The organism is Shewanella sp. POL2 (genome assembly GCF_000282755.1).
Taxonomy (GTDB): Bacteria; Pseudomonadota; Gammaproteobacteria; order Enterobacterales; family Shewanellaceae; genus Shewanella; species Shewanella xiamenensis.
Window position 1 is genome coordinate 1 of the sequence record NZ_AKZL01000206.1, and the last position, 947, is coordinate 947.

General features: G+C 52.6%; 1 protein-coding gene. It reads right to left on the reverse strand.

The features are described 5' to 3' along the window. Positions 1-745 (reverse strand): efflux RND transporter permease subunit (locus SHEWPOL2_RS22080; protein WP_037431878.1); only part of this gene is annotated, 745 nt, incomplete at its 3' end. Between the last annotated feature and the right edge of the window lie 202 nt (positions 746-947).

Here is a 947-nt window from a genome sequence, read left to right on the forward strand (position 1 = left end):
CAGGGATGTCAGCCACCTGTCCGGGGGCGCGGATTAAATATTGCTCACCATTTTTTTCAATATAGCCAGCACCGATATTAGCGTTGTTTTTCTCCAGTGCCGCTACTAAATCATCAAAGCTGAGCTGGTAGGCCAGCAGTCTTGAAGGTTCCGGCGTGATGTGGAACTGCTTCTCGAAGCCGCCAATGGTATTGACTTCGGTGACGCCGGGAACCAGGCGTAACTGCGGACGGATCACCCAATCCTGCAAGGTACGTAAGGCCGTCGCATCATAGGGCTCACCATTTTCTTGCAAGGCGCCCGGTTTCGCATGCACTGCATAGTGAAAGATTTCACCGAGTCCTGTGGCAACGGGCCCCATCACCGGACCGATTCCTGAAGGCATCTCGCTTTTTGCCTGCTGCAAGCGCTCGTTGATAAGATTGCGGGCAAAGTAAATGTCCGTGCCTTTTTCAAACACCACGGTCACTTGGGACAGAGCATAGCGTGATACCGAACGTGTACTCTCCACGTGGGGCAGCCCTGTGATCGCCAGTTCCACCAAGTACGTAATGCGTTGCTCCACTTCCAGCGGTGAGTAGCCGGGAGCTTCGGTATTGATTTGCACCTGGACATTGGTGATATCGGGTACCGCGTCGATGGGTAGGTGCTGATAGTTCCAGACACCCAGGGCACCAGTTACCAGCACCAGAAACATCACCAGCCAACGGCGTGCGATGGAAAATTGAATCAGTTTATCGATCATCAGACACTCCTTCGATGAGCGGCAATGAAAATGCTGTTCCGGCCGATGGTATGCAGAATGTCTTTCAGGAAGTGATTAATCATCATCGCCAACCTCCCCTTTACCCAATTCCGCTTTCAAAATAAAACTGTTGTTGCTGACATACACTTCATCTGCGGACAGGCCGGACACTACTTCGCTTAGCTCGCCGTCGGTGCGTCCC